The following is a 13,809-nucleotide window of genomic DNA, read 5'->3' as shown; positions in this document are numbered from 1 at the left end:
AGTATGGCGTCCTATCGCCCGACTTTGAACGGGGCCGGGCGAGCTTCGGGCCCGAGCCTCGCCATGGCCCGCAGGATGTGTCTGGGCGGGAGTTGCCACCGCAGACGTGCGGGAACGCAGCGCAGCAGGGTGCCCATGGCGCGCAACTGCCTGGTGACGGTGGCGGGTTCCGGGGCCCGTCTGCCGTACAGCTGGTGGGCGTGGGGCGGCAGGGAGGCATACGCCAGGTGCGCCACCCGCCGCCCCAGCAGGGCGCGCGCCGGGACGAGCAGGGGGTGGACCGGCGGCCGCCGCAGGAAGTCGTCCACCTCGTGCGCCTCCGCCCCGGCGGCGAGTTGCGGGCGCATTCTCTCGAAGTACGCGTCCATGTCGGTCCGGTCGGCGGGCACGGCGTCGGGGTCGAGCCCCACCAGGCGGGCGCTGACGCGGTGTTCGGCGAGGTAGCGGTCGGCGGCGGCGTCGGTCAGGGGGTAGCCGGAGCGGCGCAGGACGTGCAGGCAGGAGTCGATCTCGGCGCAGTGCACCCACAGCAGCAGCTCGGGTTCGTCGACGCCGTACCGCTCCCCCGTGTCCGGATCGGTCGCGGACAGCATGCGATGGATCTTCCGGACGCGGGCGCCGGCCTTCTCGGCGGCATCGGTGGTGCCGTACGTCGTGGTCCCGACGAAGTCGGCGGTGCGCATCAGCCGGCCCCAGGCGTCGCGCCGGAAGTCGGAGTTCTGCATGACCCCGCGTACGGCACGCGGGTGGAGTGCCTGGAGACAGAGCGCGCGGACCCCGGCGACCCACATCATCGGATCGCCGTGCACCTGCCAGGTCACACTGGGCGGGCGGAACAACCCCGGGTCGGCCTCCATACCGGCAGCATGACCAGGATTCCAGGCTGACCGCATGGCGACCGCGGTGTTCGTTTCGACGGTTCGCATGCAGGACAGCCGGAGTCTCACTCCGCCTGGTCGGACGATTCGGAAACCCAGCCGGTCAGTGACCGAATTGTCTCGGTGGTACCGGAGGGGACCAGGTGGTCCCATGGCAGAGAGTTCCGCCATCGACGACGCACCTCCGTCCCTGTGACGAGTTTCTCCGGTCTCCGCCAGAGCACCATGACGTCATATCCGGCAGCTTCGGCCACAGCCTGTTTCTCCCGCCCCCAGGCGTCGTAGACGGTGAGTGCCACAAGGTCACATGCGCCCAGTGAGGATCGCAGTGTGGCGGGAGATCGCAGGTCGCAGGTCACGATGCGCGGCCGGAGGTGAGGAGCCAGCCGCGCCAGGGTGGTCGAAATCATCGCGGAACGCTGCTCGTAGGTGAACGGGTTCGCCTCCCTGCTGGAGCGATGCGGGTCGGTTCCCGTGTGCCGGGTCCGCTCCAGCGAAGGGTTGGTGATGCCCACGACGAGACGAGGGCTGTGCCGACCGGCCTCCGTCACGTACTCGAAGTGGCCCCAGTGAAAGGGCTGAAAGCGTCCGATGACGGCGACCTCCGGCACCAGTCCTCCTATTCCGCCACGGCCAGAGCGAAGAGCCAGTCGACATTGCCGGACGAACGCGGTTCGACGGCTTCTTCCATCTGGACGACGGAGAAGGAGTGCCGTTCCAGCAGTTGCCTGAGGACAGCAGGGGTGAACAGCTGGAAGAACCGTCCACCGAGGCCTTCTCCGGTGTCAATGACGTTCACGCCTGAGCCGGCCTTGACCAGCACGTACAGCACTCCACCGGGAGCGAGGACGCGCCGGAACCCGGCCACGGCCGCGTCCGCTCCCAGGCCGTGTGACACCAGGGGCAGATGGTGAAGCGTGGCGTGGACGCGGATGCAGTGGAAGCTGCCGTCCTCGATCGCGCCGAGGTCACGCATGTCCGTGACCATCACACCTTCCGGGCCGATGCGTCCTTCGTCCTGGGCGCGGCGCAGATACTGCACGAAACCGTCGGCGTTCTCCAGAGCGACAGCCTCGATGTCCGGTTCGCCGGCGAAGCGCAACACGTCGCGCCCATAGCCCGCACCCACGTCGAGCAGCCGCCACTCGGTCGCCGCGCCGAGCGGCAGGCTTCCGCCGGCGATCCTCGAACGCACTCGCTCCAAAAGGGTCGTGGTCAGATATTCGTCCCACTTCCAGGGCTGGGCCTCCCGCGCCTGCTCGTAGGACGCGCTCTGCTCGGTGTACGCCGTCGCCGTCGCCCGTACCACTTCGTCAACCGCCGTGGCCACGGCATCTCGCGTGAGAACACCGGGTTCGGCCTGGTCCTGCTCGATCATCCGCATGGCGTCCCGCAGGCTGCTCATATGTCTCTCTCCTTCGGTTCGGCTCAGATTCGGGCTCGTGAGAGGGCTGCCGCGCCCAGTGCCGCCGACAGGCTGACGTCACAGGCCGGGTCAAGAAGCGTGACGTCGGATGGAATGAAGGCCAGTTCATGCCGCACGAGTCCCATGAACATCTGACGGTAGGGCAGTTGTCGTAGATTCCTGCCGCCCAACACAAGATCGACCGGCGACCAGAGAGTGCTCACCAGCTGCGCCAGCTCGGCGACGGTGCGGGCCGCCGACCGGGTCAGCATCATCGCCACAGGGTGACGCCGCACGGCCGCGAGGCAGTAGTCGTCGTAGTCGGCCTGCGGGAGGCCGGCGAGCGACCTGAAAGCCGCTGTCACACAGGCGGCTCCCAAGGCATCACGCGCCGTGCCGTGGAGCCCGACCATGGGATGCGCAAAACGCTCGGGCGGCGGAGTCGCGGGCAGGCACTTGGCCAACTGCATGGGCAGCGCCGACACCTGGTGCGTCCCCAGGGCCAGTCCGGACGCGAACGACGTACCGAGTTTGAGGGCGAGCAACGGGCGCTCCTGTCTGGACGGCTGGGCAAGCGCCTCGGCGGCCGCGACCCCCTCCCCGTCGTTCCAACTGAGGACCGGACATCCGAGTGCCTGCGTCAACGCGGAGTCGAGCTCGCCCGCGTCCAGCAAGTCGACGACTTCGCCGCCGCCTTCCGTCAGGATCGACATCGCACGCAGTCCGACCGATGTACGGGGCGCCGACCAGGCGATGCCCACGCCTCGGACACCGCGGGAGAGTTCGTCACCGGTCAGCAGCCCGACGAACGACCGGAGCGAGATCCCGAACAGCGCGGAGTCCTGCCCCGTGCCCAGCCGTTTCTCCCGGCTGCCGACGACCGTGCCGCCGCAGACGCGAACCAGTCTGAGGTAGTGCCCGCCGATGTTGATCCCGAGCAGAGGATCGGGACCGGCTTGGCCATCGAGCGAGCTGAATCTGTGCACAGGCATGGCCATGGTGGTCGGCACACCGACGCTCAGACTGACGGGCTCCCCCGACGCCCGGCGCCACCAGTCGCGCCAACTACCCGTGGGATCCACCCTTTCGAGTGCGCCGTTCACCTGGCTCCACCTTGACCCCGGGGTGATCACCATCTTGCCCGGTCCCTGGACGTTGACCAGGTTCACCAGGCTCCTGGCGGCGTCCGCCGGGGTTCCGTCGACGGCGAGAGACGCATAGCGTCCTGTGATCCGCTGTTCTGTCGCTTCCACATCGCGTCCTAGGGCACAACTTGGAGTGTTTCGGTGTGGCCCCACAGGTAGTCGAACGACGCCTTCAGCATGCGGTAGCCGTGGGACCCGGAACGGAAAAGGATCATCGGCAGTCGGACCGGTGCCTCAGGCGCCAGAATATTGGGAGAGAAGAAGGCGACGGTGGGAAATATGACGACGGTGCAGTAGGGGGCCGGAATGAAGCGGCGAAGAGTGATGTAGGGGCCCGTGGTTGTGCATACATTCAGCACCGTGGCGATTGTGGATTCTGCGTCCCGCTCAGTCTGGGGTTTCTGCCCGGCGGCCAGATTCGGCTCCTCGATCGACGTCCTCTCCCAAACCGCGGGACTGTCGGAGCGCTCGATCAGGGCCCGCATGTGGACAGCTCCGTTAGCGTTCCGCAGCATCCGCTCGATGTCCCGGTAGAACGGTCCGAGGGGATTGAAGAAGACTCGCAGGGTCGGCCCCATGATGCATATCTCGCCACTTTGGTGCGACAGGAATTCTTCGGAGAGCCGTGTCTGCGCGTTGTCCTGGTTCGAGTTGAATTCCCGGTCCTTGTAAACCCGGGTGATGCCTGCGTCCGACAGTTCGTTGAAGAGGCGCCATACCTCGTCCCCGAGCCACCGCTCCTTCAGCTTGTCGTATGCGACCGACACCAGGATGGGGAAGAGCACCGCAGAGCCCAGCGACTGGAGTGTCACGGACACGGTGGTCCACACCACACCCTCGGTGGCGACGGAAACGGCGACACCGACGATGAACACGAGGAGACCCGCGACGGCGCCGATGACGAGTATCCGGCGAGGAGGAGACCCTGCGCTCATGCGATGCCGACCTCCCGGTCTGTCGAATCGATCATGCGTTCACGCCTTGAATCGGACGGCACCCGGCCTTCCCGGTGTCACTGTCCCGATGACCGCCGCGAACTGCCCTACCTCCGAGCACGCCGCGAGGAATCGCGCCGCCACCTCTGGAGCCGCGGCGAGCAACAGCCCTCCGGAAGTCTGCGAATCACTCATGAGGAACCGCGAGGACCACGGCGTTCGCCCCCAGTCGATCTCCTCTTCCAGCTCGAAGTAGTTCCGTTCCGCACTGTTCGGTACGACGCCGTGCTCCTCCAGCAGCCGCTCTGCCGCGGGCAGGGCGGGAACGCGGCGCAGATCGATGTCGGCAGCGCACCCTGACGCGCTGAGCATGTTGTGCAGATGCCCGGTGAGGCCGTATCCGGTGACATCCGTGGCGGCCCGCACACCGGCCGACACGGCCAGTTCGGCGGAGGTCCGGTTCGATGACGCCATGACCGCTTCCGCGGCCGAAGCCGTCTCCGGGTCCACCACTCCCGCCTTCACCGCCGCCGTGACGATTCCCGTGCCGAGCGGTTTCGTCAGGATGAGTAGATGCCCGGGCTGGGCATTGCGGATCAGCATCACCTCTCCGGGCCTCGCGGTGCCGACGACAGCGAGCCCGAACAGCGGCATGCTGGAGGTGATCGTGTGCCCTCCCAGCAGAACCGCCGACGCCTCGGAAAGGGCTTCGACGGCGGACCGGGTGAGCGCCAGAATCTGGGCCTTGCCGACGCCGTCCGGCCACCCGAGGACACTCAGAGCCACCAGGGGCGTCGCTCCCATGGCGAATATGTCGGAAAGGGCATTCATGGCCGCGATACGGCCCCAGGTAGCGGCATCCGAAGAGACCGGCGTCCCGAAGTCCACAGTGACCGCCAGCAGTCGGTCCGGCGCTATTTCGTACAGTGCGGCATCATCGCGGGACCGGCCGTCCGTATGCACACGGCGCGTGGCATTGAGCGTCCCGACCATCTCATCCACAGCAGACATGAAACCACTCAGTTTACGCATGGGCACTTTGCACCCACACCCCGCCGCGGGAGAAAGCCCCAGTAAATCGGCCGGCCTTGTGTCAGTCACGGCACCCCCGTCTGCCCACCCGGCCCTGGACCTCTCCGGTCCGCGACCCGGCTGGGACAGGATGGCACACGGACGACCACCGGCGTAAGAACTCGTAAAGAGCCGACGCTGTCCAACCAAGATCGCATTGATGCCGCCGCCTTTTCCGGGTGGTGCTGCACCTCAGTTCACGCAGGAGTCGCCCTTCCAGGGTGTTGGTGATCCGAATGCTGCGCCTTCTTCTAACGCCGTACCCGTGGCATCCCCAGGCCGATCCACGAGATGATCTCCCGCTGGATCTCGTTGTTGCCGCCTCCGAAGGTGAAGATCACGGCGGAGCGGTAGCCGCGTTCGAGCTCGCCGTGCAGCACCGCGCCCGCCGAGCCCTCCTGGAGTGCGCCGGGGGCGGCGACGACCTCCATCAGCCAGGCGTAGGCGTCCCGGCGGGCCTCCGAGCCGTAGACCTTGACCGCGGAGGCGTCCTGCGGGGTGAGGGTGCCGCTCTGGAGGGCGCCGACCATCTGCCAGTTGAGGAGCTTGAGCGCGTCGAGCTTCACATGGGTCTGGGCGAGCCGCCGGCGCACCCACGGCAGGTCGATGACCCGGCGGCCGTCGGCGAGCTTGGTCTCCGTCGCCCAGCGCTGGACGTCGTGCAGGGCGCGGATCGCCATCGTGCCGTGCGCGGCGAGGGTCACCCGCTCGTGGTTGAGCTGGTTGGTGATCAGCCGCCAGCCCTGGTTCTCGGCGCCGACGCGCCGGGAGACGGGCACGCGCACGTTCTCGTAGTAGCTGGCGGTGGTGTCGTGGGAGGCGAGGGTGCGGATGACCGTGCAGGAGTATCCCGGGTCACCGGTCGGCACGAGGAGCATGGTGATGCCCTTGTGCGGCGGGGCCTCGGGGTCGGTGCGCACCGCGAGCCACACCCAGTCGGCGGTGTCGCCGTTGGTCGTCCAGATCTTCTGCCCGTTGACTACGTACGTGTCACCGTCGCGCACCGCGCGCGTCTTGAGTGCGGCGAGGTCGGTGCCCGCGTCGGGTTCGCTGTAGCCGATCGCGAAGTCGATCTCTCCGGCGAGGATCTTCGGCAGGAAGTGCGCCTTCTGCTCGTCGGTGCCGTACCGCATGATCGTCGGTCCGACCGTGTTCAGCGCCATCAGGGGCAGCGGCACGCCGGCCTGTGCGGCCTCGTCGAAGAAGACGAACTGCTCGATCGGGGTGAGGCCTCGGCCGCCGTACTCCTCGGGCCAGCCGACGCCGAGCCAGCCGTCCGCGCCGAGCCGGCGGATCGTCTTGCGGTAGAAGCGCTTCGCGGCGACCGGGTCGATGTGCCGCGCGTAGGCGTTGTGCGGCACCAACTCGGCGAAGTAGGCGCGTAGTTCGGTGCGCAGCCGCAGCTGCTCGGGCGTGTGGTCGAGGTGCACGGCGCCTCCTGGCTCCCCAAGGCCGGTCCTGACGGCGCACACGGTAGAACGTGTTTCAGAAATTGGGAATGGCGGGGGCTCTTTTCCTCAGGTCCCGGGCCGCTCAGGTCCCGGTCCGCTCCGATCCCGGGCCGCTCCGATCCCGCGGGCCGCTCCAGTCCCGGCCGCTCCGGTCTCAGGCGAGCGTCCCGATGAACTCCGTGCAGGCCTCGGCGCAGGCGCGGCAGGCGGCGGCGCCCTCCTCGGCTCCCGGATGCTTGTCGAAGACATGGGCGGTCTCCAGGCAGACGGTCCGGCACCACTCCAGCTGGGCGCGGATGCCGGCCTCGTCCAGGCGGTTGTCCTCGGACAGCACGCGGCAGGTCGCGTCGCACACCTCCGCGCACATGATGCCCTTGCGGCGCAGCAGCGCCTGTTCGTCGGTCCCGTCCGGCTCCACGAGGCTCGCGCGCAGCGCACAGGCGCGCGCGCACTCGGTGCACGCCTGGGCGCAGGCGAAGCGGTCCTCCAGAAATCGGAAGAGCTCCTGTTGCGTTGCCTGGTACGTCTGGGATGTCGTCGAAGTCACCCCTGACGGGTAGCCGGACGAGGCGGGGCGAAACCGAAACCCGCGGACCGGCCCGGTGGCGCACCGGGCGCCGTGTGCGAGGCATCGGCGGCGGAGAGTCACCGGGCCGGAATAGCGGGTTCATGCCCTATTTGATGGGTATTCGAGTGATATGACTACCGCAAGCGTTCAGCTGGCCGCCGCGAGCGGCCTGCTCAGCCTCGGGATGTTCGTGGTCGGGCTGGCCCTGCTGGCCGTGCTGGGCGGCAGCTTCTGGCTCGGCACCCGAGTGAAGTCGCGCGAGCCGGCCAGGCCGCGCCCCGACGAACAGCCGCACCTCCCGCCGGACGGCGCGGTGCACGAGATACGCGAGAACCGGGAACCCGACGAGGTGCCCCGGATGGCGAAGGGCGGCCGTCCCCTCACCCCGTACGAGCTGACCAACATGCAGACCCGGTCGAGCGGGGACAAGACACGGCCGCGCTGGAGCCGCGGCAGCAGCGGCTCGTTCGGCGGGGGCGGGCTCGGCTCCCACTGACACGGACCGGCGGGACGAGAGCCGCAGGGCGACCGGAGCCGGTCGCCACCGGGCCACACGGGAGGAGCCGAACGGGGCAGGCCTTCATGGTCGTGACGGCCCGCCCCGCCGCGCCTGCGGGTGCCCCGGTCAGGCGCCGACGTAGTCCGCGAGGTGCTCGCCGGTGAGGGTGGAGCGGGCGGCGACGAGATCGGCCGGGGTGCCCTCGAAGACGATCCGGCCGCCGTCGTGACCGGCGCCGGGACCGAGGTCGATGATCCAGTCGGCGTGCGCCATCACCGCCGGATGGTGCTCGACGACGATGACCGACTTGCCGGCGTCGACGAGCCGGTCGAGCAGACCGAGCAACTGCTCGACATCGGCGAGGTGCAGGCCGGTGGTCGGCTCGTCGAGCACGTAGACACCGCCCTTCTCGCCCAGGTGGGTGGCCAGCTTCAGCCGCTGGCGCTCGCCGCCGGACAGCGTGGTGAGGGGCTGGCCGAGGCTGAGGTAGCCGAGCCCGACGTCGGCGAGCCGGCCCAGGATGCGGTGCGCGGCCGGTGTGCTCGCCTCACCGGCGCCGAAGAACTCCTCGGCCTCGCTCACCGGCATCGCGAGCACCTCGCTGATGTCGCGGCCGCCGAGGTGGTACTCGAGGACCGCGGCCTGGTACCGCTTCCCCTCGCACTCCTCGCAGGTGGTGGCCACGCCCGCCATCATCGCCAGATCGGTGTAGACGACGCCGGCGCCGTTGCACGTCGGGCAGGCGCCCTCGGAGTTGGCGCTGAACAGCGCCGGCTTCACGCCGTTGACCTTCGCGAACGCCTTGCGGATCGGGTCGAGCAGGCCGGTGTACGTCGCCGGGTTGCTGCGCCGGGAGCCGCGGATCGCGCCCTGGTCCACCGACACCACACCCTCGCCGGCCGGGATCGACCCGTGCACGAGCGAGCTCTTGCCGGAGCCCGCCACGCCGGTGACCACGCAGAGCACCCCCAGCGGGATGCCGACGTCGACATTGCGCAGGTTGTGCGCCGTCGCGTCGCGGATCTCCAGCGTGCCGGTGGGCTTGCGCACGGTCTCCTTGACGGCGGCCCGGTCGTCGAGATGGCGGCCGGTGATGGTGTCGCCTGACCGCAGCCCCTCGACGGTGCCCTCGAAACAGACGGTGCCGCCCGCCGTGCCGGCCCCGGGGCCGAGATCGACGACGTGGTCGGCGATCGCGATGGTCTGCGGCTTGTGCTCCACGACGAGCACCGTGTTGCCCTTGTCCCGCAGCCGCAGCAGCAGGTCGTTCATCCGGCTGATGTCGTGCGGGTGCAGCCCCGTGGTCGGCTCGTCGAAGACGTAGGTGACATCGGTGAGCGAGGAGCCGAGGTGGCGGATCATCTTGACGCGCTGGGCCTCGCCGCCCGACAGCGTGCCCGACGGCCGGTCGAGCGAGAGGTAGCCGAGACCGATCTCCACGAACGACTCGAGGGTCTGCTGGAGCGCGGTGAGCAGCGGCGCCACCGACGGCTCGTCGAGGCCGCGGACCCATGCCGCCAGGTCGCTGATCTGCATCGCGCAGGCGTCGGCGATGCTGACCTTCTCGATCTTCGACGACCGGGCGCCTTCGCTGAGCCGGGTCCCGTCGCACTCCGGACAGACGGTGAACGTCATCGCCCGCTCCACGAACGCCCGGATGTGCGGCTGGAGCGCCTCGATGTCCTTGGCCAGCATCGACTTCTGGATCTTCGGGATCAGGCCCTCGTACGTCAGGTTGATGCCGTCGACCTTGATCTTCGTAGGCTCCTTGTGCAGGAGGTCGTGCAGCTCCTTCTCGGTGAACCTGCGGATCGGCTTGTCCGGGTCGAAGAACCCGCAGCCGCTGAAGATGCGGCCGTACCAGCCGTCCATGCTGTAGCCGGGGATGGTGAGCGCGCCCTCGTTGAGCGACTTGCTGTCGTCGTAGAGCTGGGTGAGGTCGATGTCGGAGACCGTGCCGCGGCCCTCGCAGCGCACGCACATGCCGCCGGTGCGGGAGTAGGTGGCCTTCACGGTCTTCTTGGCGCCGCGCTCGACGGTGATCCCGCCGCTCGCCCGGACCGTGGCGGTGTTGAAGGAGTACGCGGTGGGCGGGCCGATGTGCGGCTGCCCGAGCCTGCTGAAGAGGATCCGCAGCATCGCGTTGGCGTCGGTGGCGGTGCCGACGGTGGAACGGGGGTCGGAACCCATCCGCTGCTGGTCGACGATGATCGCCGTCGTCAGCCCTTCGAGCACGTCGACCTCGGGCCGCGCCAGCGTCGGCATGAAGCCCTGGACGAACGCGCTGTAGGTCTCGTTGATCAGCCGCTGCGACTCCGCTGCGATCGTGTCGAACACCAGTGAGCTCTTGCCCGAGCCGGAGACGCCGGTGAACACCGTCAGACGGCGCTTCGGGATCACGATGCTGACGTCCTTGAGGTTGTTCTCCCGGGCGCCGTGCACGCGGATCAGACCGTGGCTGTCGGCGACGTGCTGCGCAGGCGACGGGTCCGTCTTCTTGGCCATGCTCATCGTCTCTCCATCTGCTGTCCGGGACCGCCTGCGCGGGCTGGGGCGTCGCCTGGCTCGATCTGACCGACGCCACGCTAGCTGTGACCCGATGACCGGCGCTTCTCGAATCCTGATCGGTTCGGTCGCGTTCAGGTTCGGACAGGGGGCGGACAGTAAGCGACAACGCGGAGCGCGGGCGGGCCGGAGGCGCTGAGATGGCCTGATTCGTCGTGCGGGATGAGGTGGAAGATGGCCGACGTGATACGAGCGGAACCAGCGCGGCGCACAGGCACGGGGGCGGGCGCGGGCACCGCGAAACGGACCATGAAGCAGAAGGCTCAGCAGAAACGGTGCGGCTGCGGAGCGCCCCCGTCGGAGGGTGCGGTCGGCGGGGCCGAGGAACGGTTCCGGGGGCTGCTGGAGGCGGCGCCGGACGCCATGGTCATCGTCGACGACTCCGGCGTCATCAGGCTCGTCAACGCCCAGACCGAGGCCCTGTTCGGGCACGGCCGGGAGGAACTGCTCGGCCAGCCGGTCGAGCTGCTCATCCCGCACCGGTTCCACGACCAGCACACCGCGCACCGCAGCGGGTACACGGCCAACCGCCAGGTGCGTCCGATGGGCGCCGGGCTCGAACTGCACGGGCTGCGCAAGGACGGTACGGAGTTCCCCGTCGAGATCAGCCTGAGCCCCCTGGAGACGACGGACGGGCTCCTGGTGTCGGCGGCCGTGCGCGACGTCAGCGACCGCAAGGCGGCCGAGGCGCGCATCAACGAGCTCGCCGCGCTCGTGGAGTCGTCGCAGGACGCGATCCTCGCCCACACGCTCGACGGTTACATCACCTACTGGAACGCGGCCGCGCAGCGCCTGTACGGCTACACGGCCGAGGCGGCCATCGGCCGGCACGTCTCGCTGCTGGCCCCGCCGGAGCTTCGGGGCGAGATCCACGAGCTGCTCCAGCGGCTGCGGCACGCCGAGAAGGTCGAGCACTACGAGACGCTGCGGATGACCAGCACCGGAGTGCTGCGCGACGTGGACGTCACGCTGTGGCCGACCCGGGACACCCACGGCACCGTGGTCGGGGCGTGCGCGATCGTGCGGGACATCAGCGACCGCAAGCGCGCGGAGGCCGAGCTCACGGTCCTGTACGAACAGCAGCGGCACATCGCTTTGACCCTCCAGCGCAGTCTGATGGGCACTCCGCCCGCGCTGCCCGGCCTGGCCACCGCGAGCCGCTACCGGCCCGCCACCCAGGGCGCCGGGGTGGGCGGCGACTGGTTCGACCTGATTCCGCTGGGCGCCGACCGGGTGGGGGTGCTGATAGGCGATGTGATGGGCCGGGGGCTGGAAGCGGCCGCCGTCATGGGCCAGTTGCGGTCGGCCGCGCACGCGCTGGCCAAGACCGGTATGCAGCCCCGGCAGTTGATGCGGGCGCTGGACACCTGCGTCGCCGACCTCGACGTGCCCGACCAGCTCGTCACCTGCTGCTATCTGGTGATCGCCCCGGACGCGGGCACGGTCACGGTGTGTTCGGCGGGACATCTGCCGGTACTGGTCGCCGGGGTGGGCGAGGGCGTCAACGCCCTGCCCTGTCCGGTCAACGCCCCGCTCGGCGTGGGCGACATCCTGTACGAGCAGTCCAGTTCGGAGATACCGCCCGGAGCCACACTGGTGCTCTACACCGACGGCCTGATCGAGACGCCGGGCAGCGACATCGAGGTGCGGATCGGTGAACTGAGCCTGCTGCTGGACAAGTTGTTCGTCGGCACGCCCTGCCTGGAGGCGGCGGCGGACCGTGTCCTCGCGGGTCTGCTGCCGGACCCCGACGGCCACAACGACGACGTCACCCTGCTGCTCGCGCAGCTGCCGGCCCCACCGCTGGGGGCCGTCACGACCCGTCTCCCGGCCGCCCCGGCCTCGGTGCCGGAGGGGCGGGCCTTTCTGCACAAGGCGCTGACCTCGTGGAACTGCGCGGACCGGGCGGACGACGCGCTCCTGCTGCTGTCGGAGACGCTGACGAACGCCGTCCAGCACTCCGAGGGCCCGATCGGCCTGCATCTGCACCGCACCGCCACCGCCCTCACGGTCGAGGTCAGCGACCCCAGTCCGCAGCTCCCCCAGCCACGGGTGGCGGTCGAGGACGCGGAGTCGGGCCGCGGCCTGATCCTGGTACGCGCCCTCGCCGCCGGCTGGGGGGTGCGGCCGACGGACGAGGGCAAGACGACCTGGTTCACGCTGAAGCTGTGAGCCCCCGGGGCGGGCCGCCGACGGCGGGCGCGAAGGCGTCCAGGTGCGCCTGGACGTACGGCACGGCCACCGCCCGCAGTTCCAGCTCGCCGTCGACGAAGGCGGGCTGGACGTTGACCTCGAAGACGACCCCGCCGTTCTCCACGGCCAGGTCGACACCGGCGAAGGGGAGTCCGACCGAAGCGGTGGCCGCGACGGCGAGTTCGGCGAGCCGGGGCTGCAGGTCTCGCGGGGCGATGTGGACGGCGGTGGCGCCCTGGCAGGTGTTGCAGGGGGTGTCCATCGCCGGCTGGAGGTGCTCGCGGGCGTGCACGACGCGGTCGCCCAGGACGAAGACCCGGAACTGGTGGCGCCGGCCGTCGGCGGTGATGTTGCCCGCGTCGCGGGAGAGCAGCCAGTCGGTGCCGCGCTCGGCGTAGTAGGCGGCGGCGTGCTCCAGCTGGGCGGGGGTGGTGACGTGGAAGGTGTCGTTGCCGCCGGTACCGACGACGGGCCGCGCCCAGGTGTCGCGGCCGAGCCGGTCGAACGTGTCGGCCGCGTCCCGCGGGGAGGGCCGGGACAGCACGGCGGTCTCCATCTGGGCGACCCCGTCCCGGACGAAGCGTTCGACGGTGAGGTTCTTCTCCGTCGCGGTCCGCCAGGCGTCGGGGCCGGCGGCCAGGGTCACCACGTCGTGGCTCTCGAGGAGCTCCTGGAAGCCGGCGAGGGCCCGCCGGTGGTGCGGCGGGATCTCGTAGAGCAGCACGACGTCGGGCACGAAGTCCAGCCGCTCCTCGGGGACCTGGAGCCGTAACCGGCCTCCGTCGCGGACGCCCCGGCCGGTTCCCCCGGTCGCGAAGTGCCGGGAGTCGACCCGGACGGGCGGGGCGCCGGTGAGCAGTTCCACGGCGTCGGCCAGGTACTCACGGCAGCCTTCGGGCGAGGTGGGGTCGGCGATCAGGGCGATGCACGGTCGGGACACAGCGGCCTCCAGCGGCTATGGACGCGCGCTCGTACCGCGGACGGGCCCCCACACGGCACGAGCGGTGTCACGGATGGTGTCTGTCACGCGGGTGGTCGTCGCACCGTCGCCCCGGGAGCCGCTCCGGTGCGCGGAGCCGTGCCCGGGTCCGGACGCGTG

General features: G+C 69.6%; 12 protein-coding genes. 2 read left to right on the top strand and 10 right to left on the bottom strand.

Going from position 1 to position 13,809, the window contains the following annotated elements; genetic code table 11:
- Positions 1 to 11: 11 nt before the first annotated feature.
- The 8 genes from ACFWBD_RS09425 to ACFWBD_RS09390 all read right to left on the bottom strand — a co-directional run bounded on the left by ACFWBD_RS09425 (position 12) and on the right by ACFWBD_RS09390 (position 7,432).
- On the bottom strand, positions 12 to 857 hold the full coding sequence (locus ACFWBD_RS09425) for an oxygenase MpaB family protein (RefSeq protein WP_385664965.1): 846 nt from the start codon (positions 855 to 857) through the stop codon (positions 12 to 14).
- Positions 858 to 943: 86 nt separating this feature from the next.
- Positions 944 to 1,489, bottom strand: a complete 546-nt coding sequence (locus ACFWBD_RS09420) for an adenylyltransferase/cytidyltransferase family protein (protein ID WP_385664962.1) — start codon at positions 1,487 to 1,489, stop codon at positions 944 to 946.
- 8 nt (positions 1,490 to 1,497) lie between these two features.
- Entirely contained in the window at positions 1,498 to 2,283 is a 786-nt protein-coding gene (locus tag ACFWBD_RS09415; protein WP_385664959.1) for a class I SAM-dependent methyltransferase, read from the bottom strand.
- A 23-nt stretch (positions 2,284 to 2,306) separates the two neighbouring features.
- Positions 2,307 to 3,536 (bottom strand): hypothetical protein, encoded by a 1,230-nt coding sequence (locus ACFWBD_RS09410; protein ID WP_385664956.1) that lies wholly within the window; start codon positions 3,534 to 3,536, stop codon positions 2,307 to 2,309.
- An 8-nt stretch (positions 3,537 to 3,544) separates the two neighbouring features.
- On the bottom strand, positions 3,545 to 4,363 hold the full coding sequence (locus ACFWBD_RS09405; protein WP_385664953.1) for a hypothetical protein: 819 nt from the start codon (positions 4,361 to 4,363) through the stop codon (positions 3,545 to 3,547).
- A 39-nt stretch (positions 4,364 to 4,402) separates the two neighbouring features.
- Complete coding sequence (gene selD / locus ACFWBD_RS09400) at positions 4,403 to 5,464, bottom strand: selenide, water dikinase SelD (protein ID WP_385664950.1); 1,062 nt, start codon at positions 5,462 to 5,464, stop codon at positions 4,403 to 4,405.
- A 221-nt stretch (positions 5,465 to 5,685) separates the two neighbouring features.
- Entirely contained in the window at positions 5,686 to 6,864 is a 1,179-nt protein-coding gene (locus ACFWBD_RS09395; protein WP_385664947.1) for an acyl-CoA dehydrogenase family protein, read from the bottom strand.
- Between the two features lie 175 nt (positions 6,865 to 7,039).
- On the bottom strand, positions 7,040 to 7,432 hold the full coding sequence (locus tag ACFWBD_RS09390) for a ferredoxin (RefSeq protein ID WP_385664944.1): 393 nt from the start codon (positions 7,430 to 7,432) through the stop codon (positions 7,040 to 7,042).
- Positions 7,433 to 7,583: 151 nt separating this feature from the next.
- Between ACFWBD_RS09390 and ACFWBD_RS09385 the strand changes: the two genes are divergently transcribed.
- Positions 7,584 to 7,949: a DUF6479 family protein gene (locus tag ACFWBD_RS09385; protein WP_385664941.1), complete on the top strand. Its 366-nt coding sequence runs from the start codon at positions 7,584 to 7,586 to the stop codon at positions 7,947 to 7,949.
- A 129-nt stretch (positions 7,950 to 8,078) separates the two neighbouring features.
- On the opposite strand, the gene ACFWBD_RS09380 is transcribed toward ACFWBD_RS09385, so the two are convergent.
- Positions 8,079 to 10,463 (bottom strand): ATP-binding cassette domain-containing protein, encoded by a 2,385-nt coding sequence (locus ACFWBD_RS09380; protein WP_385664938.1) that lies wholly within the window; start codon positions 10,461 to 10,463, stop codon positions 8,079 to 8,081.
- A gap of 303 nt (positions 10,464 to 10,766) precedes the next feature.
- On the opposite strand from ACFWBD_RS09380, the gene ACFWBD_RS09375 reads away from it, so the two are divergent.
- The gene (locus ACFWBD_RS09375) at positions 10,767 to 12,689 is read left to right on the top strand and encodes a PAS domain S-box protein (protein ID WP_385664934.1); all 1,923 of its coding nucleotides are present in this window, start codon (positions 10,767 to 10,769) and stop codon (positions 12,687 to 12,689) included.
- Here the strand turns inward: ACFWBD_RS09375 and ACFWBD_RS09370 are convergent.
- Positions 12,673 to 13,650 carry a RimK family alpha-L-glutamate ligase gene (locus tag ACFWBD_RS09370; RefSeq protein WP_385664931.1) on the bottom strand — a complete coding sequence of 326 codons (978 nt, stop codon included), beginning with the start codon at positions 13,648 to 13,650 and terminating at the stop codon, positions 12,673 to 12,675. The genes ACFWBD_RS09375 and ACFWBD_RS09370 overlap by 17 nt on opposite strands.
- Positions 13,651 to 13,809: the final 159 nt, after the last annotated feature.

It is taken from the genome of Streptomyces sp. NPDC060002 (genome assembly GCF_042737245.1).
GTDB lineage: Bacteria > Actinomycetota > Actinomycetes > Streptomycetales > Streptomycetaceae > Streptomyces.
The sequence above is the reverse complement of the archived record's forward strand: the minus strand, read 5'-3'. Positions and strand labels throughout refer to the sequence as shown.

Excerpts from the sequence above, each read along its gene's own strand:
- ACFWBD_RS09425 (WP_385664965.1), bottom strand. The coding sequence starts at position 857 with ATGGAGGCCGACCCGGGGTTGTTCCGCCCGCCCAGTGTGACCTGGCAG.
- ACFWBD_RS09415 (WP_385664959.1), bottom strand. The coding sequence starts at position 2,283 with ATGAGCAGCCTGCGGGACGCCATGCGGATGATCGAGCAGGACCAGGCC.
- ACFWBD_RS09405 (WP_385664953.1), bottom strand. The coding sequence starts at position 4,363 with ATGAGCGCAGGGTCTCCTCCTCGCCGGATACTCGTCATCGGCGCCGTC.
- ACFWBD_RS09385 (WP_385664941.1), top strand. The coding sequence starts at position 7,584 with ATGACTACCGCAAGCGTTCAGCTGGCCGCCGCGAGCGGCCTGCTCAGC.
- ACFWBD_RS09380 (WP_385664938.1), bottom strand. The coding sequence starts at position 10,463 with ATGAGCATGGCCAAGAAGACGGACCCGTCGCCTGCGCAGCACGTCGCC.
- ACFWBD_RS09375 (WP_385664934.1), top strand. The coding sequence starts at position 10,767 with ATGAAGCAGAAGGCTCAGCAGAAACGGTGCGGCTGCGGAGCGCCCCCG.